At 55.0% G+C, this 23,374-nt stretch carries 23 protein-coding genes and 1 pseudogene; 18 read left to right on the top strand and 6 right to left on the bottom strand.

The features are described from left to right. Positions 1 to 113: 113 nt before the first annotated feature. Positions 114 to 1,775 (bottom strand): GMC family oxidoreductase N-terminal domain-containing protein, encoded by a 1,662-nt coding sequence (locus L8H52_RS07215; protein WP_242206378.1) that lies wholly within the window; start codon positions 1,773 to 1,775, stop codon positions 114 to 116. A 133-nt stretch (positions 1,776 to 1,908) separates the two neighbouring features. On the opposite strand from L8H52_RS07215, the gene L8H52_RS07210 reads away from it, so the two are divergent. The 16 genes and pseudogenes from L8H52_RS07210 to L8H52_RS07135 all read left to right on the top strand — a co-directional run bounded on the left by L8H52_RS07210 (position 1,909) and on the right by L8H52_RS07135 (position 13,781). Then, positions 1,909 to 2,814: a LysR family transcriptional regulator gene (locus L8H52_RS07210; RefSeq protein ID WP_242206376.1), complete on the top strand. Its 906-nt coding sequence runs from the start codon at positions 1,909 to 1,911 to the stop codon at positions 2,812 to 2,814. A gap of 74 nt (positions 2,815 to 2,888) precedes the next feature. Continuing rightward, positions 2,889 to 3,341: a GNAT family N-acetyltransferase gene (locus tag L8H52_RS07205; protein WP_242206374.1), complete on the top strand. Its 453-nt coding sequence runs from the start codon at positions 2,889 to 2,891 to the stop codon at positions 3,339 to 3,341. Then, complete coding sequence (locus tag L8H52_RS07200) at positions 3,331 to 3,762, top strand: VOC family protein (RefSeq protein WP_242206372.1); 432 nt, start codon at positions 3,331 to 3,333, stop codon at positions 3,760 to 3,762. The genes L8H52_RS07205 and L8H52_RS07200 overlap by 11 nt, the downstream gene beginning before the upstream one ends. 148 nt (positions 3,763 to 3,910) lie before the next feature. Then, positions 3,911 to 4,258: a metalloregulator ArsR/SmtB family transcription factor gene (locus L8H52_RS07195; RefSeq protein WP_095047442.1), complete on the top strand. Its 348-nt coding sequence runs from the start codon at positions 3,911 to 3,913 to the stop codon at positions 4,256 to 4,258. Between the two features lie 20 nt (positions 4,259 to 4,278). After that, positions 4,279 to 4,749 carry an arsenate reductase ArsC gene (locus tag L8H52_RS07190; protein ID WP_242206370.1) on the top strand — a complete coding sequence of 157 codons (471 nt, stop codon included), beginning with the start codon at positions 4,279 to 4,281 and terminating at the stop codon, positions 4,747 to 4,749. 9 nt (positions 4,750 to 4,758) lie between these two features. Then, complete coding sequence (arsH, locus tag L8H52_RS07185; RefSeq protein WP_242206368.1) at positions 4,759 to 5,454, top strand: arsenical resistance protein ArsH; 696 nt, start codon at positions 4,759 to 4,761, stop codon at positions 5,452 to 5,454. A gap of 152 nt (positions 5,455 to 5,606) precedes the next feature. Continuing rightward, positions 5,607 to 6,389 carry a hypothetical protein gene (locus tag L8H52_RS07180; protein WP_242206366.1) on the top strand — a complete coding sequence of 261 codons (783 nt, stop codon included), beginning with the start codon at positions 5,607 to 5,609 and terminating at the stop codon, positions 6,387 to 6,389. 130 nt (positions 6,390 to 6,519) lie between these two features. Then, positions 6,520 to 7,413, top strand: coding sequence for a tetratricopeptide repeat protein (locus tag L8H52_RS07175; protein WP_242206364.1), 894 nt, complete (start codon positions 6,520 to 6,522; stop codon positions 7,411 to 7,413). A gap of 125 nt (positions 7,414 to 7,538) precedes the next feature. Further along, positions 7,539 to 7,751 carry a DUF4287 domain-containing protein gene (locus L8H52_RS07170; RefSeq protein WP_242206363.1) on the top strand — a complete coding sequence of 71 codons (213 nt, stop codon included), beginning with the start codon at positions 7,539 to 7,541 and terminating at the stop codon, positions 7,749 to 7,751. Positions 7,752 to 7,764: 13 nt separating this feature from the next. Beyond that, positions 7,765 to 8,244, top strand: a complete 480-nt coding sequence (locus tag L8H52_RS07165; protein WP_242206361.1) for a GNAT family protein — start codon at positions 7,765 to 7,767, stop codon at positions 8,242 to 8,244. 647 nt (positions 8,245 to 8,891) lie between these two features. Next, positions 8,892 to 9,254: a DUF6124 family protein gene (locus L8H52_RS07160; RefSeq protein ID WP_242206360.1), complete on the top strand. Its 363-nt coding sequence runs from the start codon at positions 8,892 to 8,894 to the stop codon at positions 9,252 to 9,254. Between the two features lie 139 nt (positions 9,255 to 9,393). After that, positions 9,394 to 10,935 carry a DUF2235 domain-containing protein gene (locus tag L8H52_RS07155; protein ID WP_242206359.1) on the top strand — a complete coding sequence of 514 codons (1,542 nt, stop codon included), beginning with the start codon at positions 9,394 to 9,396 and terminating at the stop codon, positions 10,933 to 10,935. Continuing rightward, positions 10,935 to 11,588, top strand: a complete 654-nt coding sequence (locus L8H52_RS07150; RefSeq protein ID WP_242206357.1) for a DUF2931 family protein — start codon at positions 10,935 to 10,937, stop codon at positions 11,586 to 11,588. Before L8H52_RS07155 ends, L8H52_RS07150 begins: the two co-directional genes overlap by 1 nt. Positions 11,589 to 11,599: 11 nt before the next feature. Continuing rightward, positions 11,600 to 12,260 (top strand): annotated as a pseudogene (locus L8H52_RS07145) (DUF2931 family protein). A 31-nt stretch (positions 12,261 to 12,291) separates the two neighbouring features. Beyond that, positions 12,292 to 12,948, top strand: a complete 657-nt coding sequence (locus tag L8H52_RS07140; RefSeq protein WP_242206356.1) for a DUF2931 family protein — start codon at positions 12,292 to 12,294, stop codon at positions 12,946 to 12,948. Positions 12,949 to 13,145: 197 nt separating this feature from the next. Continuing rightward, positions 13,146 to 13,781, top strand: a complete 636-nt coding sequence (locus L8H52_RS07135) for a hypothetical protein (RefSeq protein WP_242206354.1) — start codon at positions 13,146 to 13,148, stop codon at positions 13,779 to 13,781. Between the two features lie 114 nt (positions 13,782 to 13,895). Here L8H52_RS07135 and L8H52_RS07130 read toward each other — a convergent pair whose 3' ends face one another. The 4 genes from L8H52_RS07130 to L8H52_RS07115 form a co-directional block, all read right to left on the bottom strand. Then, on the bottom strand, positions 13,896 to 17,039 hold the full coding sequence (locus tag L8H52_RS07130) for a DEAD/DEAH box helicase (protein WP_242206353.1): 3,144 nt from the start codon (positions 17,037 to 17,039) through the stop codon (positions 13,896 to 13,898). Beyond that, entirely contained in the window at positions 17,029 to 17,859 is an 831-nt protein-coding gene (locus L8H52_RS07125; protein WP_242206351.1) for a Hachiman antiphage defense system protein HamA, read from the bottom strand. The genes L8H52_RS07130 and L8H52_RS07125 overlap by 11 nt, the downstream gene beginning before the upstream one ends. A gap of 233 nt (positions 17,860 to 18,092) precedes the next feature. Then, a complete protein-coding gene (locus L8H52_RS07120; RefSeq protein WP_242206350.1) occupies positions 18,093 to 19,199 on the bottom strand; it encodes a DNA alkylation repair protein in 1,107 nt (368 codons plus the stop codon). Positions 19,200 to 19,201: 2 nt separating this feature from the next. Continuing rightward, positions 19,202 to 19,807 (bottom strand): glutathione S-transferase, encoded by a 606-nt coding sequence (locus L8H52_RS07115; protein ID WP_242206348.1) that lies wholly within the window; start codon positions 19,805 to 19,807, stop codon positions 19,202 to 19,204. A gap of 366 nt (positions 19,808 to 20,173) precedes the next feature. On the opposite strand from L8H52_RS07115, the gene L8H52_RS07110 reads away from it, so the two are divergent. Further along, entirely contained in the window at positions 20,174 to 21,400 is a 1,227-nt protein-coding gene (locus L8H52_RS07110; protein ID WP_242206346.1) for a hypothetical protein, read from the top strand. Between the two features lie 56 nt (positions 21,401 to 21,456). Here the strand turns inward: L8H52_RS07110 and L8H52_RS07105 are convergent, their stop codons facing one another. Then, positions 21,457 to 22,365, bottom strand: coding sequence for a MurR/RpiR family transcriptional regulator (locus L8H52_RS07105; protein WP_242206345.1), 909 nt, complete (start codon positions 22,363 to 22,365; stop codon positions 21,457 to 21,459). A 402-nt stretch (positions 22,366 to 22,767) separates the two neighbouring features. Here L8H52_RS07105 and L8H52_RS07100 point away from each other — a divergent pair, with 402 nt between their 5' ends. After that, positions 22,768 to 23,172, top strand: a complete 405-nt coding sequence (locus L8H52_RS07100; RefSeq protein ID WP_003225981.1) for a TraR/DksA family transcriptional regulator — start codon at positions 22,768 to 22,770, stop codon at positions 23,170 to 23,172. Positions 23,173 to 23,374: the final 202 nt, after the last annotated feature.

Below are 23,374 nucleotides of genomic sequence, written 5' to 3'. Positions count from 1 at the left end.
TGTTTTTGTTGTTCCACTGGTGTTGCGTGTCCGGGTGATGCGCGATGCCTTGAATGTGCTGTTGATTCCTGTGGGAGCGAGCCTGCTCGCGAAGGCGTCGTGTCAGTCAACGTTTATGTTGAATGTGCTACCGCATTCGCGAGCAGGCTCGCTCCCACATTTGGACTGTGTACAGGTCCCGCCAGGATCAGTTGAGCAGCCTTCTCGGCAATCATCAGCGTAGGCGAACAGGTGTTGCCCGAGGTGATGCGCGGCATGATCGACGCATCGGCAATGCGCAAGCCGGGCACGCCATGGACGCGCAGCTGTGCGTCGACCACCGCCTCAGCGTCATTACCCATGCGGCAAGTACCGACCGGGTGGAAAATCGTCGTGCCGATCTTCGCCGCGGCTTCCTGCAATTGTTCTTCACTTTGCAGACTGGCGCCGGGCAGATACTCGACCGGTTTGAACGCTTGCAGGGCAGGGGCGCTGACGATACGGCGGGTCAGTCGAATCGCGTCCGCCGCCACGCGCAGGTCTTCGGGATGGCTCAAATAGTTGGGCTGAATCAACGGCGCTTCCTGTGGATCAGCCGAACGAATATCGATGCGCCCACGACTTTGCGGACGCAGATCGCACACCGAAGCGGTGAACGCCGGGAAACTGTGCAACGGCTCGCCAAAGCGCTCCAGCGACAACGGTTGCACGTGATATTCCAGATTCGCCGAAGTCTGTTCCGGCCCCGAACGCGCAAACGCGCCCAACTGACTCGGCGCCATCGACAGCGGCCCGCTACGGTCATACAGATAGCGCAGGCCCATGCCCATCTTGCCCCACACGCTGCCGGCGATCTGGTTCAGGGTTCGGGCGTTTTCCAGTTTGTAGATCAGGCGCAGTTGCAGGTGATCCTGCAGGTTGCCGCCGACGCCCGGCAGCTCATGAATCACGCCGATGCCCAAGCGTTCGAGCAGCGGCCGTGGGCCAATCCCGGAGCGTTGCAGAATGCTCGGCGAACCGACCGAGCCGGCGCACAACACGATCTCTTTACGCGCCTTGAACTGTTTGACCTGACCTTCATGACGCGCGCTGACTCTTGAGGCGCGACCGTCCTCCAGCAAGACACGATCCACCTCAACCCCGGTCAGCACCGTCAGATTCGCCCGGTCACGCACCGGTTTCAAAAACGCCTTCGCCGCGTTCCAGCGCACGCCGGATTTCTGATTGACCTGGAAGTAGCCGCAACCCTCGTTGTCGCCCTGATTGAAGTCGTCGATGCTGGCGATGCCGCTCTGTTCGGCAGCACTGCGAAAGGCATCCAGAATCGGCCACGACAGTCGTTGTTGTTCAACGCGCCATTCACCCTTGTCACCGTGAAATTCAGCATCCCCGGCAAAGTGGTTTTCGCTTTGTTTGAACAGTGGCAGCACATCGTTCCAGGCCCAGCCCGGATTGCCCTCGGCCGCCCAGCCATCGTAATCGTTGGCCTGGCCGCGCATGTAGATCATGCCGTTGATGGACGAACAACCGCCCAACACTTTGCCGCGCGGATAGCTCAAGGCGCGGCCGTTGAGGCCCGGTTGTTCTTCGGTCTTGAAGCACCAGTCGGTGCGCGGGTTACCGATGCAGAACAGGTAACCGACAGGAATGTGAATCCACGCATAGTTGTCGCGCCCGCCGGCTTCGAGCAGCAGCACGCGTTGCTGCGGATCTGCCGACAGTCGATTGGCCAGCAGGCACCCGGCAGGGCCGGCGCCGACCACGATGTAGTCGTATTCATCGAGGGAAGTCTGCATTCCCTGACCTCGCTTTTTGTTTTTATTGTCGGACACTCTAGTTGTTAGCTTTCGTCAAAAGAATGTTAGTTTTTGCGCAGCCGCTGTGCGTTTTCAAACAGCCTGCATTGACCATAGCCGACAAGGACACGCCATGTTCGACTGGAACGACCTGCGGTTTTTTCTCGAACTGCAACGCAGCGGCCGCCTGCTCACCGCCGCCCGCCGTCTCAACACCACCCACGCCACTGTCGCCCGCCATATCGAAGCCATCGAAAAAAGCCTCGGCACCGCGCTGTTCGTCCAGCATGCGCAAGGCTACGAAATGACCCCGGCGGGGGAGGCGCTGCTTAAACATGCCGAAGCGATGGAAAACGTGGCGTTGTTGGCACAGGAAGAGATCACCCAATCCACCGCGCCACTGGGCAAGATTCGTGTCGGCGTCACCGAAGGGCTGGGCATCAAGTTTCTCGCCAGTCGCATGATCGGCTTGTTCGAACGCTATCCGGGATTGGAAGTGGAACTGGTCGCGGTGCCGCGCTTTGTCAGCATCCTCAACCGTGAAGCGGAAATCAGCATTCACCTGGAGCGCCCGGCGGCGGACATGCTCGTCACGCGCAAGCTCACGGACTATCGCTTGGCGTTGTACGCCAGCCAACGCTATCTCGATAAAGCCCCGCCATTGCACAGTCGCGAAGACCTTGGGCGGCATGCGTGGATCGGTTACGTCGATGATTTGCTGTTCAGTCAGGAATTGATGTTTCTCAACAGCTTCTGTCGCAGCCCTCGGGTTGTGTTCCATAGCACCAGCGTTATCGCCCAGCAGGAGGCCGCTCGGTCAGGGTTGGGGATTGCGGTTTTACCGTGCTACATGGCGTCATCTGACCATGACCTTGTCCCATTACTGCCGGATGAAAGCATCGAACGCAGCTACTGGATCAGCACGCGGCGCGAGTTGCACAACTCGGTGCGACTGCGGGTGGTCTGGGATTATGTGGTGGGGTTGTGTGAGGCGGAGCAGGGGTTGTTGCTGGGCAGATCGCGGGCCGGCATCCGTTAATCTTTTTGGCTGTGCTGCTGTTGGCGCCGCTTTTGCTTGAGTAGCGCCAAGGCCTTTGGCAATGGAGAGCAGCAATGAGGGAATGGCTTACCGTTCGCGACATCAATGCGGACATCTTGAAGGCCATCAGAGACGGCGTCTTACGGCATGGCCGAGCCTTGTCTGAGGCTCGCGGCGGGCACGCGGAAGCCATCGCCTGTGCGCTGATGGAGGATGGAACACTGATCGGCGGCGCTACCGGCAGAACCGAATTCCGGCGCCTGTTTGTCAATTACCTGTGGATCGACGCGCAGTGGCGCGGAACCGGGCTGGGTACTCAGGTGTTGCACAAGCTTGAGGCGTTAGCGGTTGAAAGGGCGTGCGTGGATGCGTTGATCGAAACGCTGGATGACGACGTCGCCCGTTGGTACACCCGCTGCGGCTACCGATTGATCGCGCACGTGCCTGAGTACTGCGGCCCGTGGAGTCGTCATACGCTGTTGAAAACCCTTGGCGCAACCCAAGGAAATGCCGCCGATGACCAATAGCGATCTGGGCAGTACACCCAAAACCGGCATGCTTCATCACGTTGAAATCAATGTCTCATCGCTGGAAGTCTCGCTGCGTTTTTGGCAGCCGTTGCTCTTGATGCTGGGTTATACGCAGCATCAAAACTGGCCCGCCGGGCGCAGCTTTATTCTCAACGGCACCTACCTGGTGTTCGTTCAGGCAAGCGATCTGCAACAGGGCTTCAACCTCCGGGGCGTGGGCTTGAATCATCTCGCGTTTCAGGCGGGTTCACAGGCGCAAGTGGATGAAATGGCGGGTTGGCTGCGAACGTCCGGTTTTCGTCTTCTCTACGAGAGCGCCTATCCGTACGCCGGCGGCCCGGAGCACTACGCCCTCTATTGTGAGGATCCGGACAAGATCAAAGTAGAGATCGTCGCGCCGGTGGACACGCACCTGTAGTCCCGTTTGCAGGGCTGGCAGGAATGACGTTGCGTGCGGCATTGAAGACTGTGCCTTCTACAGCGCTTTGGCAAAAAGGAAATTCTTGGGGTTGATTAATATATGGATATCCGTATATTCGAATTTCCATATGTACAGAGCCCGTCCCATGATCACTCCCACCGAAGTCTTCAAGAGCCTCGCTGACGAAACCCGCGTCCGCGCCATGCTGCTCATTTCCGATCAAGGTGAACTCTGCGTTTGCGAGCTGATGTGTGCGCTCGACGACAGCCAACCGAAAATCAGCCGCCACCTCGCGCAACTGCGCAGCAATGGCTTGCTGCTCGATCGCCGTCAGGGCCAGTGGGTCTATTACCGGCTCAATCCGGAGCTGCCGGCGTGGGTGCGCGAGATTCTGCAAGTGACGTCCAAAGCCAACGCCGATTGGCTCAAGGACAATGCCGCGCGCTTACAGAACATGGATGGTCGTCCGGTTCGCGAAGCCGCCTGCTGCTGAATCTGCCAATGGAGCAAACCATGCGAGTTCTGTTCATGTGCACGGCCAACAGCTGCCGCAGCATCCTCTCTGAAGCCATGTTCAATCATCTGGCACCGCCCGGTTTTGAAGCGGTGAGTGCCGGCAGCTTTCCCAAAGGCCAGGTCTTGCCGCGCAGCCTGTCGACGCTGCAACAGGCCGGCATTGCCATCGACGGTTTGCACAGCAAGGGCAATGACGCCTTCGAAAGCAACCCGCCAGACATCGTCATCACCGTGTGTGACAAAGCCGCCGGCGAGACCTGCCCGGTGTACTTCGGCCCGGCGCTGAAATGCCACTGGGGGCTGGAAGATCCGTCCGAAGTGAAGGGCGACGAAGCCACGATTGACGCGGCCTTCCGCGCGACATTAACGCGCATCGGCCAACGCTGCCAGGCCTTCCTCGATCTGCCCTTTGAAAGCCTCAGCCGCGATGAACTGAAAACCGCGCTCGACCGAATCGGCACGCTTTAAGGAGGATTTATGTCCGAACTGCCCAACCTCGATCTCAATCTGTTCGATAACGCCAAACCGTCGCAAGCGGACGCGCACAAACCACGCATCCTGCTGCTCTACGGCTCGACCCGCGAACGCTCGTTCAGCCGTTTGCTGGTAGAGGAGGCCGCACGCCTGCTCGAACACTTCGGCGCTGAAACGCGGATCTTCAACCCGTCCGGTCTGCCACTGCCCGACGACGTCCCGGTCGACCATCCCAAAGTGCAGGAACTGCGCGAACTGGTGTTGTGGTCGGAAGGTCAGGTCTGGTGCTCACCCGAACGTCATGGCGCGATGTCCGCCGTGTTCAAGGCGCAGATCGACTGGGTCCCGCTGGAACTCGGCGCGGTGCGTCCGACCCAGGGTAAAACCCTCGCCGTGATGCAAGTCTGCGGCGGTTCGCAGTCGTTCAACGTGGTCAACCAGTTGCGCGTGTTGGGCCGCTGGATGCGCATGTTCACCATCCCCAACCAATCCTCGGTGCCGAAGGCCTATATGGAGTTCGACGAGGCCGGGCGGATGAAGCCGTCGCCGTTCTACGATCGTGTGGTGGATGTAATGGAGGAGCTGGTGAAGTTCACCGTGTTGCTGCGCGATCAACAGGCGCATCTGGTTGACCGTTATTCCGAGCGCAAGGAAAGTGCTGAGCAATTGATGGCGCGGGTGAATCAGCGTTCGATTTGAGCGCGACAAGTAATCCTTCCGGTTTTGCCGGATGGCTTTTTCAACCTGTCAGGATCAAAAGACCGGGCGAACATGGCTGTAAATCCCGGTCTATTCCCATAGCATAGCCAACGCGACATCTCTTCATTTTTGACCCAAAGGACGAATTGGTCATGAAACTTATGGAATGGACCATCCTGAAAAACCTGTACAAACTTAGCCGTAAGCGACCTAACAAGTTGCTGTTCAAACGGGGAAACGCGCGGAAACTGTGGCCCATGTGGCTGGCTGCTGCTTCAACTATTCCGCTTTGTATTTTTGCAGGCTTCGGGATCAAGTATCCGGGGTTGACGCTCTACGCCTATATCGCGCTCGCTCCTTGGGCGTTCATCCTCTACTTCACTCGGCTCAAAGCGCTGCGCACGGTTTATCCGCAGCAGTTCAGCGATCACGCCATCGACCATCAATCCTGGATGGAAAAAGAAAATATTCTTTGCTATGCATTCTTTCTGGAAACGGTTCGTGAGGAAGGCTATACGACGCAAAAGCTCCGCGAGTTATCCGCGTATTCGGATCTGACATGCAAGCCGCCAAGACCACCGCTTTCTCAGAATCTGATATTTGCTTCGCTTATCGCGTTCATGATTGCGCTGTCCACTGAGGTGATCAAAGCCACCCCGTTCTTTACCTTGGGCAAGGGATCTATCGTTTTGATACTGGGTTCTGTCGTGCTGTTCTGTGTCTGGCTCGTACTGGATGGCGTTCAAAGCACCGCCTATGAAAGAGTTCGTATAAAACGCTATCTGGATCTAGCGGCTTACGACCTCGACGACGCTGCGAAGAACATACCGTCGGTAAATCCCGACATAGATTCGTTTGATACTCGCGTGTCGTTGACCAGCAGCCAACGACTAGACTCGGAGATAGTTCGGGTACCGGTCCGCGAAACCACCTGAAGATCGCATTCCTCTGTGGGAGCGACCTGGCTCGCTCCCACAGCTTTTTGTGGTGTGTTCGAGTCATCGACGCTTCAGGTTTTGCGCCTGCCTGCCGATGAAATCTGCACGATTTCAACGGATGCCATTCATGAACAAGGTTGTTGCTGTACTGGCGCTTACTGCCCTCGTTGCAGGCTGCAAATCCCACCATCGCCCCAATCTTGCGGACGATGAATTCCCCAGCTTTCGTTGTGCGGCGTACTTCAAGCAAGCGTCGATCAGTGAGCAGCAGTTCGACGAAATCCGCTATCTCAGCACCCAGAACGCCAACTGCAAGGTGATCCTCGGTGAGATGTACGAGCAGGGACATGGCGTGCCGAAAAACATCGAGAAGGCCAAAGACATCTATGAGTCGGTGGCCCGACGTGCGCCGAATGTCTACAGCCGACTGGGCGATATGGCGGCCGCCGGTGTCGGCGGGCCGGTCGATCTGGTGGCTGCCCGGGACTTTTATGAGTGCTCTATCGCGGAACCCGGCAATACCGCAATGGAACTCAAAGTCGCCGAGTTTCTGGAAAACGGCAAAGGCGGCCCACAAGACCTTCCGGGGGCGCTGAAGCTGTATTTCAAAGCCGACTCATGGGACAACCTCCAACGCCTGCGCACCAAAGGCGTGGTGATGACGATCGAACAACAACAGCAGTACAACAAGGTCTATCTCAATAGGATGCAGTACAGCGTCAGGGCGAAGATTGAAGGTATCGAGAAAGCGCTGGCGCAAGAAAAGCTGTCGACCCCCGAGCACAAGTCGGTGCAGCTGGAACTGACTTACACCCCCGGCTCGTTGGTGCCAGTGATTGCCTTGCGGCAAAGTTGCGGTAACAGTGCCATCGACCAAAAAGTCATGCAGGGCTTTAGCGATTACCGATACCCCGGCGAACCGATCCTTTCGCCGGAGCAGAAAAACCACACGACTGTCGCCAGCGTCAGGACCGATGGGCTGACCGATAGAGAGCGACTCAGAGCGCTATCAAAAAAATAAGGGGTGCCGTGTGGCCCTAACTGATCGGCGGGCCACTTGCCGGAAGAGCGTCTCGCGTCCACTCTATGACCTGCCGACAAGGAGCGTCCGCCGACCCTCCGTCGTGACCACAGGGAGCTTGCAGCATGAGCGAAGACAACAAGGTAAAAGGCCCGGCGTCGTACTTCCCTTCCATCGAGAAAAAATACGGCCAGCCCATCGATCACTGGCTGAAGCTGCTCGCCGGCATCAGCGACAAGAAACACATGGAACTGGTGGTGTGGCTCAAGGATGAACACGGCATGGGCCACGGTCATGCCAACGCCTTGGTCGCGCATCATCTGGCGGGTAAAAAGTGAGGGCAGGGCAGCGATGAATTTCTCCCTCCGGCCAGTGACCGCCGACGACGTCAACACCCTCTGCAGCTTTCCCCAAGGCGAACAAGAGCTGTTCTTCATGTTCCCGAAAGCGAACTTCCCGCTGACGGAAGAACAGATGCACAGCGCAATCAGCCAACGCTTCGACTCCACGGCTTTTCTGGCCAACGGCGAGTTCGTTGGCTTCGCCAACTTCTACCGGGCTGAGCACGATGGCATCTGTTGCATCGGCAACGTCATCGTCGCGCTCTACGCCCGAGGCCAGGGTGTCGCGCGATACATCGTCGAAACCATGACCGCAGTGGGCTTCGAAAAATACCAGGCCAGGGAAGTGCAACTGTCCTGCTTCAACGAAAACACCGCAGGCCTGCTGCTCTACCCGAAACTTGGCTTCGTGCCGTACTCCATCGAAGAACGCCCGGCACCAAATGGTGGACGATCCGCCCTCATCAACATGACACGCCACCGACCCTAACCATCCCCCAATCCCTGTGGGAGCCGGGCTTGCCCGCGATCACGCCAGCCTGCCCGCCGCGAACCCAGAAGCCCAACACAAAACCTGTGGGAGCGAGCCTGCTCGCGAAGACGCCAGCCCACTCACCCCAAATCCCAAGCCAGACTCAATCCCCTGTAGGAGTGAGCCTGCTCGCGATAGCGCAAGCCCAGCCACCACCAATCCCAACTCAACCACAGAACCCTGTGGGAGCGAGCCTGCTCGCGAAGACGCCCACCCAGTCACCCCGTCAACCACTGACCGAAATAAACAGTAAAAACCACAACTGTTTAAACGAAGCCTCAAGTAACCACCAAAACCCTACAACGCCTTGCGCCGTTACCTACGACTAAGCCAGAATCCGCCGGCTTGTGCGTCTAGGTCGCGGGTTCTATCGTCTGTCGGTCGCTGAAAAACAGCGATCGGGTTTGGTAGCCCTGAGTTTTCGTAGATTGCATAAGCATCATGATTCGCAGTGTCTGTTCGACACGGCTTTTATGGTGGTCATGCACAGGGCGTCTTCGGGCGCGCCGGTTTTCTACGTCCCGGTCTACCAACCTGCGCATGGCCGCCACCCTCGTTTGGTAGCGAGAGTGATGGCTCCTTTTTTTGACGTAGGAGCTTCATCAATGATCAAACCAACACCCAACCCACCAGAAACCGACCCGACATCCCCCTACGAATCCCCCGATTCCAAGCGATTCCACGAAGCCGCCGAGCGCGCCCTCGACCACTACCTCAAACCCGCCAGCCAAATCATGGCCAGCACCCACCAACCCGAACGCATGTACCTCGCCAACCCGAAGTACAACAGCGAATCCCTGCTCGCCAACGCCAGCGAAACCCTCGGCTCCGCCAGCGAAATGCTCCTCAACTTCGCCGCCATGCTCGACACCCCCCACCGCAAAACCGCACTGGGCATCGCCCAAGTCGTGATGCTCGGCGAAATCGCCGTCAACCAAGCGCTGGATAACGTCGAAATCGCCAGCTAACCAACCCGATCTCGACGAGGGGAAACCCTCGTCGAACCCTGCGGTAATACCCCGGCTGGCAAACGGCCACGGCTTGCGCCCCCCAGCCTCGGCTGTCACCCTTCGGGCCGTTCTCAAGGATCAGAACCAGGAATCACGGATGAGTGGCTACGTACCCAACCCCCCGAAAAATTTTCGTTACGAAGAAGCCAAACCCGTCGATATTCACGCCCAGCGTTGGGCGGAATATGAGAAACACGGGAAAGAACCCGCGCGCGAACCTGAGAAAATCGGGATTGCGTTGAGGATTGGGGTTTTCTTTGATGGCACCGGGAATAATGCGAACAACACGGCGGCTGGATTGCTGTGTGGGGCGCAGCATCCGATTGCGCCGGCAGATATTCCGGCTAGTTGTCAGCCGTACATGAGCGATCCGGATAGCAGCTACGCCAACGACGTCAGCAACGTGAAAAAGCTGAGCGAACTGTATGAGGCACCGCGACTCGCTGAGGGAGAGGGACCACGAAAGAAAGCTTTCGGTATGGTCTACGTCGAAGGCATAGGTACCCGTTCAGGTGAAGAAGACAGTAAATTCGGCGCCGGTACAGGGCGTGGCGAAACCGGTGTTGCCGGGCGCGTCCAATCTTCTTTCGCGTCGATCGAACAGCGTATCACTGAGGTATTGGATAAAAATCCCGGTAGTGAAATTGCTTCGTTGACCTTCGACACGTTTGGCTTCAGTCGCGGTGCGGCAGCCGCCAGACATTTCGCCAATGAGATCGTGCGTGGCAAACAAGGCCCTTTAGGCGAGATTCTTCGTAGCAAATCAGATGTCCTCAGTCCGACCTTTGTCGATCAATACAACGGCGACATCAATGTGGGCTTCATTGGTTTGTTCGACACTGTGCCGTCGATTGCTGGATGGTCCAATTTGGGCAATATCAAAAGTGCAGTCGCAACAGGGATCAAACTCTACCTCGACCGACGTTACTTCACCGATGTTGTGCAGTTGGCGGCGCGGGATGAGTGCAGGGCTAACTTCGCTCTTAATCGAGTAGCGATGGATCATCCGGAAATTGTCTTGCCGGGTGTGCATTCCGATGTGGGTGGAGGTTACCTTGAGGACGCTGAAGAATGCGTGCTCATTAGCCCAATGCAAACGCTAGAAGTCGGCAACTACGTGGATGTCACCACCACATCGATCTACCAGGATGCGGTCAATGTGAGAAATCAGTGGTTAGCCAACGGCTGGCCTTCCGAAATGCTGGAAGTCGTTACACCACCTCCTTTACTGATGCCGATCAGTCCTCAGGATCGACTCAGTCCTCGAGTCAAACGAGTCTATGCCGCCGTTCAACTCAAGCGTCCGGTGAGTGGGTTACTGTCGAGAGTGAGCCTGCGCGTGATGCATCAACTCGCCAAAGCCAAAGGCGTTCGCTTCGAAGACATTCCCGAGACGCCAGGCTTCGCCGTTCCTGAAGAACTTCAGCCCATGTGCGATCGTTTTGTCTCCGGCGACTACAGCACCACGCCAGAGGAGGAGCAAATGCTCAAACTCAAGTACATTCACACGTCCGCCAACTGGAACCATCCGCTTGGCAGGAGAGATGGAAGTGGCATCAGAGCTGTTTACATAAACGCCCCCACGGAAGATGCAATCCGAGTAAAGCACCCACACGTACCTGACTGGACGCTTTGGTAATGAAGTTATTTACAGCACTGCTGTGCACACTCTTTGTGGCGGGTTGTAATGCCGACCCGCTGTCAGCAAAAAACGACCCTAAATCCCCATGGTGGGAACTCGGTTTCACCGAACCCAACTACATGAAGGTCTGGGTTGAAGACACTGCTGTGGAAGACATTAAGGGCAAGACGTTTCTGCGCACGGGTGGAGGTTCTGCATCGGGCGGGTACCCAGAAGATGGTACTGAGTCGGCCCGAGGCTGGGACGGAGTGGGCGCGTCCGCAAAAGCGGTAGTTGGCGCTGATCTCCCAAAACGAATTTTCGTTCGCTGGCAGTCCATCGTAGAGCCTCAGACCTATCGCGCATGGGTCGACATACCCGAAGAAGCCAGACAATTGATGCTGACCTCGGTCAACCAGCGCTGCGCGAAAACACCAGAGCAGCGGAGCACCTATATTTCATCGGTCTATTTGGGGTTGGCTCCTGGTGGTGTTGTACAGGTTTGGGTCAGAGACGAGTGCCACCATCCTGTCAAAGTCGCCAGAGCACAGGCGGAGATCGAACCGCTAGGGCCTAGTCAAGGCAAGAACCAAGGACGCTACGCGTATCCCATCAGCGAAAAGTCCAAGCGGTATATCGAGAAATTTGGCATCCCTTATGGGAGTTGGTAAGCCGTGAGCCAATGAAGCAACTCATTACGATGCTTTGCATCTTGCTAGTCACGGGATGCCAGGTTGCTGAACCACTATCAGCAAAAAATGACCCGAAATCCGAGTGGTGGGAGTTGGCGTTTACCGAGCCGGACTACATGAAGGTCTGGGTAGAGAACAGTTCTGTTCAAGACATTCAACGGCAGGATTTTCTACAAAACCGGCGGCGGCACCGCTGCGGGGGGAGAGCCTGAAGATGGCACGGAGTCCGCCCGAGGTTGGACAGGTGGGGTAGGCGGCAGCGGAAGGAGAGTAGTGGGAGCAGATTTACCTGTTCGCATCTGGGTCCGTTGGCAATCGATTGTCGAACAGAAAACGTGGCAGGCATGGGTAGAAATCCCAGAGGAAGCCAGGCAGTTGATGGTGGCGTCCGTCAATCAACGTTGCCCGCAGACGCCTGATCAGGAAGCGAGATTTATGGCGTCGGTTTATTTAGGGTTGGCCCCCGGTGGTGTTGTGCAGGTTTGGGTAAGAGACTCTTGCCACCACCCGGTCAAAGTCGCTCGAGCGCAGGCAGAAATTGAGCCGCTAGGGCCGAGCCAAGGTAAGAACGAAGGGCGTTACGCTTATCCGGTGAGTGAAAAGGCAAAGCGGTATATCGACAAATATGGCATTCCGTACGGAAGTTGGTAGTCGTGACACTTAACTGAATGGATCTTTTGTAATGAAAGCAAGGATTGCGCTGCTGGGCGCTTTATTTTTGTCCGGCTGCCAAATCACAGGCCCAGAAACCGGCGAAAATGACCCTAAATATCCATGGTGGGAGTTAGTGTTCGTTGAGCCGAATTACATGAAGGTCTGGGTAGAGGACAGCTCCGTCCAAGACATCAATAACAGAATTTTCTTTCGCGCTGGCAAGAGCACTGCTGCTAGCGGCGAGCCCGATATCCGCACAGAGTCTGCTCGTGGTTGGGGGAAAGTAACGGGTACCGGGAGACCTGTGACGGGCGCTGATCTTCCAAAACAGATCTTTGTCCGCTGGCAATCCATAACAGAGCAAAAAACCTATCAAGGTTTCATCGAGATTCCGGAAGAGGGCAGGCAACTGATGGTGAAGTCAACACACCAGCGTTGCCCGGAAACACCGGAGAAAACCGCTCGGTTTATGGCGTCGCTCTACGTGGGTCTCGCTCCGGGCGGCGTACTCCAGGCATGGGTTAGAGACTCATGTCGAAATCCGATTGAGGTCGCCCGTGGTCAAGGTGAGATAGAAGTTTTGGGGCCGGAACAAGGGAAGCACGGTGGTCGTTATGCCTATCCGGTAAGTGAGAAGGCTAAGCGATATGTGGAAAAGTACGGCATTCCGTATGGAAGCTGGTAGGAGGCAGGCAGAAGATATTTCTCCTACCTAGCTTCCAGTACCGTGGTTTTGAGTAACTAGTTTTGACAGCTGCCGCGTCAATGCTGGGTTCAACCGAGGTCCGCTTTCGGCCAAAGGCGGCCACTCGGGTATCTATCAAAGAACGAACGATTCAGCTAGGCTGACCAGCTGACGTAGTATTGAAATCAGGAGTGTTTATGAAAAAGGAAAAGTTCGGGATAAAAATACGGGACCGAGACGGAAAACCTGTCTTGGAAGTCGGTTCGCATATTATTCAGGAAGCTCCAGAGTTCTCTAAAAAAATAGGTGCAATCGCTGCACTATGGGCGCAAGCAGAAGTAAACTTAAACTGTCTATTTGCAGTTTTACTTGATACCACTCCTGATGACGCTAAAAAGCAGCTTAAGAAGTACAATGGTGCTGCAAAGACTACAAATGCAGCGAGAGAACTCGCAGCCGAGTACTTAGAAGCAGAGGAGCTACAATCAGTTACAGATGTATTGACTCGTCTCGACCTGTCAAGATCAAAACGAAATAGAGTGCAGCATGATGTGTGGGCTAAAAAAGGTGACACCACTCAAACACTATTTGCAATTCACTCGAACGAGTACTTTGAGTTCACAACAAAACTTTTGGCATTAACAGAGTCAACTACTCAAGATAACGAAAATTATGAGGCAATCACAAACTTAGCAGCCGGATTTTCCGAGAAAGTCTCTGTAGGATATACCATTGCAGACTTTCTCCGTATCGAAGACGAGTTAAACTTAATAAACGGCTTACTCATGAAGGCTATGTTCTTCCGCCTTTCTCAGCGATCTGAAGGGAAGTAGCTTGAATCTAGCCGGACTTGGGGGAAACGTTCTTGTTCTGGTTACTGGACGTAATAAATAATCAGCTTTCGGCCAAAAGCAGACGTCTGCGGCGCATATGTTAGATAACGGGAACTACGACTGCGGCGCGATAATCCTTTGGAAAACATCTTCAAAATAAGAGGGATAATTGTCGAGGACTAGCTCAAATTCCGCCTGATTGTCACGTATCAAATTTCGGGCCTCATAGCTCGTCTCCGCAGTATCCAAGATCGTAAAAGCCATGCGCTGTGCTATTACTCGCTCAGAAAACCCTGCCTCGTAATACGAGATAGACTCTTCGCCAGGAAGCCCGTATTTCAAGCGTTTCTGAAGAAGATCTGCATACCATCTAAATTCATCTCCAATCTCCTCTACCGCCAGAGCTAAGAACGCCTCTTTGACAGCAGCAAGGAGCAAAGCGAACTCAAAGCCGAATGTCTGCTCACAAAGGTCTACGACCAGATCAAGATCGAATGCCCTAAAATTAGCTCCATGAGGGTACTTCGCACCTATGTCATCGAGCTGTTGCTGAAGAACTGCGAAAGAATGTCCTTCGAGCCATCCAGTAGCTAATCCATCCAATGCCACATCAGGGATGGTGTCATGAAGCCTCTTCTCGGTCGAAAGCGAAACCAACAGTGGCCAAACTCTCTCAAACAGCTCGGTTGCCGACGAGACATGCTCCAGAGATTGCACATTGGCGCGAACCCAAGTATCAATTGCCAACGCGTGATCGATTCCCAGTAGGGTGCGTCCAAAGCGATGTTGAGTCGTCGTCTCCGGCACAAGCCTTTCAATCCTGCGTGCTACAGACTCGAAAATACCCGACAGCAACATCTGCTGATCTGGAGTGGCAAGTGAATAGGCCAACGTCTCACTTGAAAGGACTTTGGCATTTGCTACAAACGTCTCTGAGTCCACATCACTTCGGTAGGTCATCAGAAAGCTTTCTACGGCTTCGACAATCTTCTTTTTTCCCTCCATTTGTGCACGAAGGGAGGCGACTGAATATCCGTTTCGAATGAGCTCCTCAGAAATGTTTCCTACGGCAGCCCACAGGCCGTCCCAATTATCGACAATCTGGGTAGCGATCTCAGACGGGCTCGGTGAAGTTATGGAATTTCTGCCTGATTCGTTCGTCATCGGATCGAACAGAGAAAGCAACGTGCTTCCTGTGGGCTCCGCAGTATCTGGCTTTATCAGATTCACCGTATCCCGCCAGCGGTACGTCTGAGTGGTACGTTCATCGTACAGTCGGTGATCTGTGAAAATTACCGTGCCCTCACCATACATTCCTGCTCGGCCCGCTCGCCCCATGAGGTTATGGAAATCTCGAACTCGAATGGACTCCCGCCCAACCATTGCACTTGTGACAAGCAGATATCGGATGGGGAGATTTACCCCTTGAGCAAGAGTGGAGGTACAGACGATCAGACGGATCAAACGCTGCCTCATTGCATGTTCTATAGCGAGGCGAACTCCTTGAGGGGTGTTTCCATGATGAGCAAAAATACCTATCGCAGCTGCCTTAGTTAAGTAGGCACCTTCGCTGAAGTTCTCAATGTATAGTCGAACGAATCGACGAATTTCTTCTGGGTCACTGTACTCCAGCGGTGAAGGGAGGGAGACTCCACGGAGAAAAGTGTCCTCGACTGCATCCTTCACAATTTTTGCGGCGGACGCTTTTTTACCTGCATAGATAGCGACACCACCATTCCTCAGAAGCAATAACGCGAGGTATAACGCAATAGAGCCGCTTTCCTTGGTAGGGAAAAATCTGTCCTTTCTCTCTCCTTTTAGGCGGGGCATTTTTTCAGCAACGATCACACGAGGCACATAAAAGCTCTGTTCACTGTCCGATAGGACGTTGAACTGCAACTGCCCATCCGTGACATTTTTAGGAATACTCGCAAAAGCGACCAGACGTCTCGATTGCATTGAGTTATCAGTCACTACCTTCGACTGATCTTCCAAGAGCCAATTAGCAACGGCGGACGCATTCTGTATTACCGCCGAAATCAACACGCTTTGCGAATCTTCCGATAGCATCCGTTTGATGGAAGTCAGCAACAATTCGTACGTCACCCCGCGAGTGCCGGTATCGAATTGATGGCCTTCGTCATAAACCACCAAACCCGCATTCGAAATGATATCTGGTTCTTGCCGTAACAAGAAAAGAAGCTTCTCCGGTGTCAAAACAACGACCTGTGGCTTTGTTTCAATCTCTAACCCGAAAATATTGAGATCAATATCGGGCTGCAACGCATCACTGACCTGATTAACGCTGTAACCGTCATCCTTAAACGCTTTATCCAGATCACTCGCTATCTCTTGGCAAAGCGCCCGAAATGGCGCAATCACTAATGCCAATTTCGTTCGAGATGAAAGGAAAGCTGATCGAATTACCAGTTCTGTTGCTCGAGACTTGCCGGTGCTGGTTGGCATCTGAACAACGCCAGACTGTCCCCTGTATAGACCTGCTTCCCCAAGCATCCGCTGAGAAGGCCACATTTCCTTAATAGACAGGGCGCGAGATAGGTAGGGTCTCCATGTTTCTGATGTCAGATCGCTATATTGAGGCATCAACGTCCACGCGGAATTAGCGATCCGAGTCACTGCCACTGCACCAAGCAAATCAGACATCAACAACTCATGAGCGGTAGCCGATGAATACGCCCAATGTCGCAATACTCTAATTTCGTTGAAGACCGTGCCACCCTCCTTTCCTGTCGCGTAATGCCTTTCAAGCGCGACCAGAATAGACCTCGCACGGAGAAGTTCTAACGCCGCTCGAGATCGGACCCATGGTTTGTCCAGGGCCAGACTCACTGCCCTAGCTAAAGGGGCAGCTTCAGACTCTGGAAGCTGGCGTAACCGAGATATCTGCACTGCGGCATTACCGGGGATATTCCCTAGATAGAAACCAGCCGCAGACAGCAAACGCAAATTGAACGAAATACTCTGATTCAGCAGGGACTCATCAAAAGCCTGAAGCACCTGGGATGCAAAGATAACCTCATCGTGGGGAGTCTCGAGGGCATCTACCGATCCAACAACGCGGCTTACTGTTTCGGATGCGAAGTCCCCCAGTGTTCCGATAGCCAAAGGAAACTGCATTTCAAGATCGAGACCTTCGGGGAACTCAAGATGGTCCTCCGCGGGAATCCCGTATTCATACATTTTGCCTTTTGAAAGAGTTATAGCAGCAGCAAAACGGGCTCGATTTTCAGGCTTCATTTGCGGCCCTTTCATAAAGAGAATGTACGAACGCCATTAATGTCTTGGCGTGCACAACGACGAGCATGAGGTTGTCGACATTCTCGTGACCTGCACAATCGGTCGTCTCAGAAATATAGGCTGAGTCGTAAATGCTTGAGCAGAAAACTGCGGCAGCGCCCGTCATTCGAATGTAGGGGATTTCTAGACCTTCTTGGAAACGCTCAATACGGTCAGCACCGTCCTCATCGCCTCGGTTAATCAGGCGCCGCTTGATAGCGTTTAAGGATTCTGAAATACGATAAACATCTTTGACGGAGTCGTTCACTGCATCTTGCAGACGTGGCATAGCCTTCTTGCCGCTAAGTTGCGCCTTAGATTCAAAAGAAACCAAAACGTCTTTACGGGAAGGGTTTGAAGGACTTGCACCATGAAACTTGAACGCCAACACATCCGTGCCTTTTGGTGACTCGTTACGAACAAGCTTATCGTCATAACGCGTTCTAGGTGCCCAGAATCCAAACTGACTTTCAAGAAGGTCAGCAATGAGGATTTCCGCAAAATCTCCGGAGCGTGTCGCTGGCCCGAAATCGTGCGATTTGTCTGGAAATACCATGTGTGTTAGGTATTCAGCGCGAGACTTACCGGTGCCCCTTCGGAGTCGGTCTATCTGCGCGTCAAGGCAGTAGTGCTCGCGAAAAGCCTTCGCCCAAGCGCTGAGAATTGGAGTCGAACTAAGCTCTACTCGAAGCTCAAAAACGTCGACAGACACACCATCTGATGTTGTGACTTTATGGCCAGCTTTTTTCAACCAAGCCGCATATGGAAGCGTTGCAGACATCTAGGCTCACTTCGCTCGTTCTTGAGCAACTGTATCCATCCATAGGATGAGTATTGTGAAATTACGGTGCCACTGAAAAAATCAGGGATTTTAGGAGACTAAACTCAATCCCTGCATTTCGACAAGAACAATGAGACGGTCTCATCCGAACGGCAACTATTGGCCGAAAGCAGCCCCATTCGTAACTCTCTATCAGTCCGAGTATTGCCAGATCAACGAATCCAAATACGGCCTCATCCGGCAACAATGTCAAACGCAACAATACCCAACACCTCCCCATTCACCATTAACCTCACCCCATGCCGCCCCACAAAATGCTTCCGCGTCGTAAAATCCCTAATCACCTGCCGCCTCCCCACAACCACACTCCCAAACCCCGCCAACTCCACCGTCTTCAACTTAAAAACCTTCCCCGAAACCCCACCATTCGCCTTCACATAGTCAATCGCATAATCAATCACCAACCGCTGCACATGCGCCGCCGTCGACTTCACCACAAACGACAACGTAATCGCTTCCCCCAACCGCACCACCGCCGGTTCAACCCGCACATCCAACAACTCAACCTCAGCCTTCGCCCCGGCACCAATCACCGTCAGCGCCCGCAAATCCCCCCGCTTAATCAAACTCCGCAACGCATGCTTCGCAATCCAGCTCGTATGCTTGTTCTCCAACGACCAACCTTCAATCGTGTCCAACACCCACCCCGGATGCACCTTCGTCACATCATTCAAATGATTCGCCACGGACTTGCGCACGTACAAACTCTCATCCGCCTTCAACCGATCCAGTATCCCCGCTGCCAACTGCGGATCGGCCTGAACCGCTTCCAACCGAAACGACCAAGGCAGGCGAGGTCGGCTGCCTTCGCTGGCGAGTCGGCGAACGTGGTGGTTTTCGTCTCGGGTCCAGTCGTGCATTAGTTCCAGCGAGCGCTCCAGGTCGCTGCGCAGAAAGTGGCGGATGGCGAATTCGGAGGAGCCGAAGGTGGTGAAGTACTTCAAGGCGTCCATGGAGGTGTCGAACGCATGCCCGCCGTAACTCGCGACGTAATGCGGCAGGCACATGCTGACGAATCCGCTGTTCAGCCTTGGCGCGAGTTCACGCAATACATCGAGGGAATCTTCGTAGTCCAGCGGCAACACGGCGTGCAGGCTTTCGCTGACACGCGCCATGCGTTGCATCACTGATAATTCAGCGAGTCCATCTTGGGCGTGTTTGAGAAACGCCTTGGCCTTGAACGCCGGGTACACGGCGCTCATTTCGCGGGCGATGTGCTGCAAGCGCTCGGCGTTGAAGATTTCCTTTAACGCCGGGGCGGCGGTGTCGGTGGTGCTCATGGTCAGGTCATCGGGGTGCTGACGAACGCTTCGAGGGTTTCGGCGTAGGCGGTGTATTGGGCGATGTGGGGGTAGCGGCGGGTGTCGATCTGGTCGGGGACGACGAGGTCGGTGAAGCTCCAAGCAACCGCGAGGCTGATGCCGGCCTGGGTGAGGGTACCGTCGGTGGGCAGGCCGGTTTTTTCCAGTTCTTGCTCTAGGGCGGTGAAGGCGGCGGCGAGTTGGCCTTCGACGCGTTCGACCCACGGTTGGTATTGAATGTCGGCTGGGCGCAGGTTGCGCTCGTAGTAGAGCTGCACGGCTTTTTCGCAGGCGGCGAGACTGAGGCCGATCAGGCGCAGGGCGTGGGCGCGTTGTTTCAGGTCGGTTGGTAGCAGGCTTTTGCCGGCACTGGCTTCGAGGTAGTCGAGGATGAGGGTCGAGTCCATCAGGACCACGCCGTCATCAAGGATCAGCGTCGGGGCTTTGACCACCGGGTTGATCTGCTGGAATTGCTCGAAGTGGCGGAACACCGAGACCGACTCGTGTTCGAGGTCGATGCCCAGGCGTTTGGCGGAGATCGCCACGCGGCGCACGTAAGGGGAGTCCAGCATGCCGATCAGTTTCATGTGCAATTCCTTGGCGTGACTGCCTGCAATCGTCGATGGATGCCGAATGTAGCTGGAAAGGTTGTCGATTGACTACTGCCTCGGCGGGCGCGCAAGCCCTGTAAGCGACTGAAGCGAAATCTGTAACGCCTGCGAAACACCTGCAAAGAAAGGCTTTCAAGGGCTTGTTGGTTGCTTGTGTGGATCTATAGTCAAATTGCCAGCACCGACCAGGGATGGAACAGTTAAGCGAGCTCAGGCCCTCTGATTCAGTACTCGTTTGTATTACTCCCTTGCAGTCCATCAACCCTAGAGCGATGAGGCACTGCCGTGCGCGCAGTAAGAGTGCGCGCCGTCGGTCACATAAAAGGGTCCGAGGGGCATGTCATGAACAATTTTCATCGTTTGACGATTTGTGCGTTGTGTATTGGGTTGGTCGCTTGCAGTAGCCGCCCGGAACGCGGGGCGGTCGTGCAGCAGTGGTCGGCCAATACGGAGCAGTTGAACTTCAAACCGATATTTCCGCCGCGTGGCAACTTTGAAGTAGGCGATTTTTATGTGGTAAGAGCCGCGAAGGCCGGTAACAAAATGAAAACCGCTGATTACTACATGAGTTCGGTCTGGTTTGATCGGATGAGGCTGGATGAGGAACTGAAGAAGGCCGCGCCTTACATCACCGCGCAGAAAACTCCGGTGGACAAGTCCGGACTTGTGACGGCGACCAGTGTTCCGGACCTTTTTGTACCGAACACCAACGTGAAAATGAATGCACTGGTGGCTTTTCCCGGCTTCACCTTTGCTTCACTGGCTGAGAGTGATATCGGGCTAGGGGTCAGCAATAGCGCGATCGGCGCATTTTTTGGGGGCGCGCGCAAGTCGGGATATTCGGTGGCGTACTCGGTGCCATTGGCGGAAACATATGGGGTGCTGTATAGCGATGCCCATCTTGCGGCCGACAAATATTTAAGCAAATACACCGACGCTCAACGCAACAAGCTGACAAATGCGGTGGTTTCGCTGAAAAACGATGCGAAGGTCAACGACAAGAATGACACGACGTCTGTGCTTGTACTGGTAACCCAGGTTTATCTGGCGCGCTCGTTGGATGTGGTGGTTTCCTCGACCGAAAGCAACGGTGCGCAATTGGCTGCGGTTACACGGGCACTGACAGATCTGGATGAGCGCAAAACGGCTATTGAGAACCAGCTTCGCGCGCTAAAGCCAACTGCCAAGGGGGATGGCGCGGGAGACGGGAAGTCCGCAGTGGCCAAGGCAGGCGATACCAAGGCGGCTGCCGACAAGCCAGCGGCCGTCGTGCCGGCGACCAATCAGGCGCTTGTTAAACAGAAAGAGGCGGAACTGGCGCAGGTCAACGCCGATATCCGTAAACGGGTGGAGTCCGTAACGCCTGCGATGCCGGGTGTGACCGGTTCAGTGGTGAAGTCCTCCGCGACGAGTCTGACGTTGCGTCAAGTTTTCGATACACCGGTGGCTATCGGTTATTCGGGCATCAACATTGATATCGACACGTTAATCAACGATCGCAAAGTCGTCGAAGCGGCGAATATTGATACCTTTCCGTTGAAACAGATCATCAAGGTCAATCTCGAGTAGGTGGCAGCAAATCACAGCGTCGATCTGTTCGGGCAGGTCGTCGCTGTATTGGGTTGTCAGTCGTCAAATCCGGCTTGTTCGTGAATCTCATCAACATTCAGCTCAAGCCGATACGCCACCGCCACAAACAACGCCTGACACAAACACAACGTCGCACTCAGCGAACGAAAGGCAAGGGCGCTGCCTTCGTTGACCAGCAATACGCTGTTGGCGAGCTTCGCCAGTGGCGAGAGGTGGCTGTCGGTGAGGATCAGGGTGTTAGCCTGTTGCTGTCGGGCGAAGCGCAGACAGTGTTGGGTTTCCTTGGCGTAGGGTATGAAGCTGATGGCGATGACCAGATCGTTGGCGCGCACGCTGCGCATTTGCTCGCGATAGCTGCCGCCTAGCCCGGACACCAGATGAATTTTTTTCTGAGTGTGTTGCAAGTTGTAAACGAGGTAGTCGGCGACGGCGAAGGAGCGGCGCACGCCGACGACATAAATGTTATCGGCGTTGACGATCAGCTCGACGGCTTTTTCGAACGCGGCATCGTCGAGTTCGCGGCCCAGGCGTTCGATGCCGGAGCGGGTGGCGTCGATGCATTCGCGGGCGAGGTCGCCGGCGCTGGCTTGCTGCGACTGGTTGGCGATCATGCTGCGGATGCGTTGCTGGTAGTTCTGCACCGGCGAGGCTTTGTGCGTGTAGGCGCTGCGGAACAAGGCCTGCATTTCGCTGAAGCCGCTGAAACCGAAGCGTTGCGAGAAACGAACTATGGCGGACGGGTGGACTTCGCACTCGCGGGCGATGTCGCTGATGCGGTCGACCATGATGCGGTCGCTCTGTTGGCTGATGTAGCTGGCGATGCGTTTGAGCTGGCGCGGCAGGGCGTCGTATTCGTCGGTGATCAGTTGCAGCAGGCGCTCGGCATTGATCGGGGGGCTGGCGAGTGAAACCTCGTCGGTGGCCGGCAGATCGGGGCGGGGCATAGGTCTTCCTTCAGGCTGTTTGATCTCACGATGGGCCTGATAGTAGGGGGGCTTTTGCGGTTCTGCTTTGCTGAAACGATGCAGTGCGTGGTAAAAAATTACGTCTGAGCGCTGCGTGGTTAGCCGTTTGTCTTCTATATACAGCCGCTCGACTGAATTTCTTGCTATAAACGCACTCCGATGGCCGGTGTGAACCCTGTGTCAGAGCAGTTTCCGGACGTTGTCGGACAAATTCCCTGTATTTACAGTTGCTGAGGCCTCGATCGGGCCTTAGACTGCCGCCCCTCGTAAATTGAGTGCCGGGTGGCATTTGCAATAAACGATGCCTTTTCGCCGACCGCACGCGGTTCGCCGAAACGCTCCCTAATTCGCCTTAATGCACGTTTTTTTATAGAGATATCAATGACAAAGGACAAGTTGCTGGCCATGCCGGCAGATGACTACATGAATGCCGAGCAGCACGCTTTCTTCACTGAGCTGTTGCAGAACATGAAAGTCGAAACCCACGAGCGCATTGAGCAAAATCGTATCGCCATCGAAAGCCTGGACACCCCGGCTGACCCGGCGGACGCGGCTTCGGTTGAAGAAGAGCGCACTTGGCTGGTGAACGCGATCGATCGCGACCAGCGTATGTTGCCGCAACTGGAACAAGCCCTTGAGCGCATCAAGGAAGACAGCTTTGGCTGGTGCGATGACAGCGGCGAGGCCATTGGCCTGAAACGCCTGCTGATCAGCCCGACCACCAAGTACTGCATCGAAGCTCAAGAGCGTCACGAGCAGATCGACAAGCACCAGCGTCAGGCCTGATTCTGTGAGGTGACCCCTTTCAATAGGGGCGCCTTGAAAAGATCGCAGCCTTCGGCAGCTCCCACACGGGCGTTGCTGAAGGCTGCGATCTTTGTTTTTGCTCGTCTTTAATAATCCCGAGCCGTTCCATTGACCTGCCACAGACCCCACGACTAACGGACCATGGATAATGGCGTTGTAGTGGCGTTTAATGCAGTCACAA

The organism is Pseudomonas sp. CROZ-RG-20F-R04-15 (assembly GCF_022662375.1).
GTDB lineage: Bacteria > Pseudomonadota > Gammaproteobacteria > Pseudomonadales > Pseudomonadaceae > Aquipseudomonas.
This window is presented reverse-complemented; position numbering and strand designations above follow the sequence as displayed.

Bases quoted from the DNA above. Each gene is read 5' to 3' on its own strand.
- L8H52_RS07215 (WP_242206378.1), bottom strand. From the start codon at position 1,775: ATGCAGACTTCCCTCGATGAATACGACTACATCGTGGTCGGCGCCGGC.
- L8H52_RS07210 (WP_242206376.1), top strand. From the start codon at position 1,909: ATGTTCGACTGGAACGACCTGCGGTTTTTTCTCGAACTGCAACGCAGC.
- L8H52_RS07205 (WP_242206374.1), top strand. From the start codon at position 2,889: ATGAGGGAATGGCTTACCGTTCGCGACATCAATGCGGACATCTTGAAG.
- L8H52_RS07200 (WP_242206372.1), top strand. From the start codon at position 3,331: ATGACCAATAGCGATCTGGGCAGTACACCCAAAACCGGCATGCTTCAT.
- L8H52_RS07195 (WP_095047442.1), top strand. From the start codon at position 3,911: ATGATCACTCCCACCGAAGTCTTCAAGAGCCTCGCTGACGAAACCCGC.
- L8H52_RS07190 (WP_242206370.1), top strand. From the start codon at position 4,279: ATGCGAGTTCTGTTCATGTGCACGGCCAACAGCTGCCGCAGCATCCTC.
- arsH (WP_242206368.1), top strand. From the start codon at position 4,759: ATGTCCGAACTGCCCAACCTCGATCTCAATCTGTTCGATAACGCCAAA.
- L8H52_RS07180 (WP_242206366.1), top strand. From the start codon at position 5,607: ATGAAACTTATGGAATGGACCATCCTGAAAAACCTGTACAAACTTAGC.
- L8H52_RS07175 (WP_242206364.1), top strand. From the start codon at position 6,520: ATGAACAAGGTTGTTGCTGTACTGGCGCTTACTGCCCTCGTTGCAGGC.
- L8H52_RS07170 (WP_242206363.1), top strand. From the start codon at position 7,539: ATGAGCGAAGACAACAAGGTAAAAGGCCCGGCGTCGTACTTCCCTTCC.
- L8H52_RS07165 (WP_242206361.1), top strand. From the start codon at position 7,765: ATGAATTTCTCCCTCCGGCCAGTGACCGCCGACGACGTCAACACCCTC.
- L8H52_RS07160 (WP_242206360.1), top strand. From the start codon at position 8,892: ATGATCAAACCAACACCCAACCCACCAGAAACCGACCCGACATCCCCC.
- L8H52_RS07155 (WP_242206359.1), top strand. From the start codon at position 9,394: ATGAGTGGCTACGTACCCAACCCCCCGAAAAATTTTCGTTACGAAGAA.
- L8H52_RS07150 (WP_242206357.1), top strand. From the start codon at position 10,935: ATGAAGTTATTTACAGCACTGCTGTGCACACTCTTTGTGGCGGGTTGT.
- L8H52_RS07140 (WP_242206356.1), top strand. From the start codon at position 12,292: ATGAAAGCAAGGATTGCGCTGCTGGGCGCTTTATTTTTGTCCGGCTGC.
- L8H52_RS07135 (WP_242206354.1), top strand. From the start codon at position 13,146: ATGAAAAAGGAAAAGTTCGGGATAAAAATACGGGACCGAGACGGAAAA.
- L8H52_RS07130 (WP_242206353.1), bottom strand. From the start codon at position 17,039: ATGAAGCCTGAAAATCGAGCCCGTTTTGCTGCTGCTATAACTCTTTCA.
- L8H52_RS07125 (WP_242206351.1), bottom strand. From the start codon at position 17,859: ATGTCTGCAACGCTTCCATATGCGGCTTGGTTGAAAAAAGCTGGCCAT.
- L8H52_RS07120 (WP_242206350.1), bottom strand. From the start codon at position 19,199: ATGAGCACCACCGACACCGCCGCCCCGGCGTTAAAGGAAATCTTCAAC.
- L8H52_RS07115 (WP_242206348.1), bottom strand. From the start codon at position 19,807: ATGAAACTGATCGGCATGCTGGACTCCCCTTACGTGCGCCGCGTGGCG.
- L8H52_RS07110 (WP_242206346.1), top strand. From the start codon at position 20,174: ATGAACAATTTTCATCGTTTGACGATTTGTGCGTTGTGTATTGGGTTG.
- L8H52_RS07105 (WP_242206345.1), bottom strand. From the start codon at position 22,365: ATGCCCCGCCCCGATCTGCCGGCCACCGACGAGGTTTCACTCGCCAGC.
- L8H52_RS07100 (WP_003225981.1), top strand. From the start codon at position 22,768: ATGACAAAGGACAAGTTGCTGGCCATGCCGGCAGATGACTACATGAAT.